The sequence below is a fragment of the Bradyrhizobium sp. NAS80.1 genome (assembly GCF_001908205.1).
Classification (GTDB): domain Bacteria; phylum Pseudomonadota; class Alphaproteobacteria; order Rhizobiales; family Xanthobacteraceae; genus Bradyrhizobium.
In genome coordinates this window covers 1-1,412 of sequence record NZ_LGHL01000482.1, presented here as the reverse complement: position 1 = coordinate 1,412, position 1,412 = coordinate 1, and the positions used below count along the sequence as shown (strand labels likewise).

Genomic DNA, 1,412 nt, shown 5'->3' with positions numbered 1-1,412 from the left:
ATGGACATCGCACCGGCCAGATAACCAAACTGACGACGCGTCCAATCTGTCATCGCCGCTGGGTTTCCTTTGCTCGTGCCGCGAAATAGCGCGCCAGGATCGCGATTTCTTCGTTGCTGAACGAGCGCGCCATTGTTTGCATGATCGGACCGGAGCGCTCGCCCGACTTGAAGGCTGTCATGACGGTGACAAACTGCTCCTCGCTCAGTCCGACAATCGACGGGAGGCCCCTGTCATGGCCTTCGAGGCGATGACAAGCTGCGCACGTGGCTGCCAGTTGGGCGCCCTCATCATTGTCTGCCGCGAAGCTGCGCTCCGCGACGCAAATTGCCAAGCTCGCGGCCATCGAGAGCGCAATGATCTCGGTCGAGCCGCCCGGCATCAGCCGACCGTGAGTTGGTGGGTCAGCGCGTAGGTCTGGCCGCCATCCTCCTCCCAGATGAACTCCAGCCGGCCGCTCTCAGTCGCGCGCAGGTAAAACTCAATGTAGGGGTTGGCGGCCATGGCCTCGTGCAAATCGACGCCGAAGACGACAATGTCATTGTAGCGGCAGGCAAACTTGTTGATGATCTTGCGCGGGATCACCTCGCCCTGAGGGTCATGCCGCAGCCCCGTTTCCATTTGATGGCTGATCAGGGCTTTGACCTGAAAGATTTCGTCCTTTGCCGCAACGCTTGGCACTTGCACGCGTGGTGTCGGGGTGAGCATTCTTGCCTCCCTCTGGGAGATCTCAGGCGCAGCCGTTGGTCGCGACCTCGACCCATGTCTTGGTCATCAGGAGTGCACCGTCGTTCATTTCCGCCACCGCCAGGACGTATTGTGGTTCGGCCAGGCGGATCCGTGTCGACACTCTCGACTCGCTGCGTTGCGGCACGAAGTGAAAGCGAGCAACCTCAATGAGCGGATTGCGCGGCGCGAACACGCGAACCTGACGCACGTGGTCCGCTTCAGTCATTGGGCTATCGATCTCGAGCGAGAGAGGCACGGTATAACCGTTTGGGAACTTGCTCGGCATCACGAGGTGAACGCGATCAGACTCTACGGGAGTCTTTCGAGTGAGTTGCCTGACGATCGCAACACCGTCGTCGCTGTCACTCGCATCCGCCGACGAAGTGAAGACACCGCCCGCAAATCCAGCCCCCGCCGCAGCGGCGGCCGTCAACACCGCACGGCGCGTGATACTCGCTGTCTTGGTTTCTGCCGCCACGCCAACCTCCTCGTGCCGACGTGGACCACCAACCACGATAAGACACTATCCCACGATCGGGCGTGCTCACAAGGCGAAGTTAATGCGATGATTTGGCCGCAATGCCCTTGCAGGCGTTGATCGCCTATCAGTCGTGAGGACCCGCTCCTTGACGGGTGGCGATTGTGCAACGCAGCGCCGCTCAAAAGTCAATGTCGGCTCCGTG

General features: G+C 60.6%; 3 protein-coding genes. All 3 read right to left on the bottom strand.

The annotated features are described in order from the left end of the window. Positions 1–49 precede the first annotated feature (49 nt). Genes AC629_RS44395 through AC629_RS49680 form a run of 3 tightly spaced genes read right to left on the bottom strand, consistent with a single transcriptional unit; the run spans position 50 to position 1,207 of the window. Positions 50–346, bottom strand: coding sequence for a c-type cytochrome (locus AC629_RS44395; protein WP_143199965.1), 297 nt, complete (start codon positions 344–346; stop codon positions 50–52). Between the two features lie 35 nt (positions 347–381). Next, positions 382–708 (bottom strand): thiosulfate oxidation carrier complex protein SoxZ, encoded by a 327-nt coding sequence (gene soxZ, locus AC629_RS44390; RefSeq protein ID WP_084810830.1) that lies wholly within the window; start codon positions 706–708, stop codon positions 382–384. Positions 709–730: 22 nt separating this feature from the next. After that, positions 731–1,207: a thiosulfate oxidation carrier protein SoxY gene (locus AC629_RS49680; protein ID WP_245332221.1), complete on the bottom strand. Its 477-nt coding sequence runs from the start codon at positions 1,205–1,207 to the stop codon at positions 731–733. Positions 1,208–1,412: the final 205 nt, after the last annotated feature.

Bases quoted from the DNA above. Each gene is read 5' to 3' on its own strand.
- AC629_RS44395 (WP_143199965.1), bottom strand. From the start codon at position 346: ATGGCCGCGAGCTTGGCAATTTGCGTCGCGGAGCGCAGCTTCGCGGCA.
- soxZ (WP_084810830.1), bottom strand. From the start codon at position 708: ATGCTCACCCCGACACCACGCGTGCAAGTGCCAAGCGTTGCGGCAAAG.